A 1,632-nucleotide genomic window follows, 5' to 3' on the forward strand; every position below is an offset into this window, starting at 1 on the left:
CCCGATCGCCGATGCGCTGGGCGACGCGCTGGGCCGCCCGGTCACGTTCGTGGAGGACTGTATCGGCCGGTGGCGCAGCAGGCCGTTGACGCCATGCAGGATGGCGACGTGGTGGTGCTGGAAAACACCCGTTTCTACCCCGGCGAAGAACAGAACGACCCCGAACTGGCCAAGGCGTTCGCCTCCCTGGCCGATTACTATGTGAATGACGCGTTCTCCGCCGCGCACCGCGCCCATGCCTCGACCGAAGGGGTGGCGCGCCTGCTGCCCTCCTTTGCCGGGCGGCTTATGGAGACGGAACTCAACGCGCTGAACATCGCACTGGAAAACCCCGAACGCCCGGTTGGCGCGATCGTGGGCGGGGCCAAGATCTCCACCAAGCTCGACCTGATCGGCAACCTGCTTGAAAAGGTGGAAATGCTGATCATCGGCGGGGCCATGGCCAATACGTTCCTGGCCGCGCGGGGCGTGAACGTGGGCCGGTCGCTGCAGGAAGCGGAGATGCATGACACCGCGCGCGCGATCATGGACAAGGCGAAGGAAAAGGGCTGCGAGATCGTGCTGCCGGTCGATGCCGTGACCGCGACCGATTTCCAGGCCAACGTGCCCACCCGCGTCGTACCCGTAGACGCCATCCCGGCGGATGCGATGGTGCTGGATGTGGGGCCGGAAACGGTGAAGCTGATCAACCAGAAGATCGCGACGCTGAAAACGCTGGTCTGGAACGGCCCGCTGGGCGCGTTCGAGATCCCGCCCTTCGACGCCGCGACCAACGCGGTGGCGACGGAAGTGGCCAGACTGACCGATGCGGGCGTGCTGAAAAGCATTGCCGGGGGTGGGGATACGGTCTCCGCCCTGCGTCACGCGGGGGTGGAGAAGCATATCTCCTACATCTCAAGTGCTGGCGGCGCGTTCCTTGAATGGCTGGAAGGCAAGACGCTGCCCGGCATCATGGCGCTGGAAAACGTATTCGAGCGCGCCCTGCCGATCTGATCGGGCCGGGCATTGACCTGAAAAAAGGGACCATCTTGCGATGGTCCCTTTTTTTATGCTACGCCCCATGTCGGCACCTGAAGCTTTCTGAAAAAAGCTTCACCGGAAACTTCCGTATGATTCAGAACTCTTGGGGTCAGCCCGCCTGCGCGTCGTGTTCCGGCTGGGCGGCCTGATCCTTTTCGGCCTCGCCTTCCGGCGTCCCTTCCTCACGGTCGATGACCTTGATCGAATCCCCCACCAGCCCCTTGGCGAAGGCTTCGGCCGAGAAGGGGCGCAGGTCTTCGGCCTGTTCGCCCACGCCCACCAGATGCACCGGCAGGCCGAACGCGTCGGCCAGCGCCACCACGATGCCGCCGCGCGCCGAACCATCAAGCTTGGTCACGACCAGGCCGGTCACATTGACCAGTTCCTTGAACACGCGCACCTGTTCCACCGCGTTCTGCCCGGTGGTGGCGTCCAGCACCAGCAGGACGGAATGGGGCGCTGTCTCGTCAAACTTGCGCATGACGCGGATGATCTTGGCCAGTTCCTCCATCAGCGCGCTCTTGTTGTGCAGGCGGCCCGCCGTATCGACCAGCAGCAGGTCCGCCCCTTCCGCCCGGCCCCGCTTGAGCGCCTCGAACGCCAGACCTGCCG

At 64.6% G+C, this 1,632-nt stretch carries 2 pseudogenes; one reads left to right on the plus strand and one right to left on the minus strand.

Annotation, left to right across the window (positions count from 1 at the left end):
* Positions 1 to 993: pseudogene (locus tag JCM25156_RS25360) on the plus strand (phosphoglycerate kinase); the annotation flags it as partial.
* 136 nt (positions 994 to 1,129) lie between these two features.
* Here the strand turns inward: JCM25156_RS25360 and JCM25156_RS16045 are convergent.
* Positions 1,130 to 1,632: pseudogene (locus JCM25156_RS16045) on the minus strand (signal recognition particle-docking protein FtsY); the annotation flags it as partial.

The organism is Komagataeibacter kakiaceti JCM 25156 (assembly GCF_000613305.1).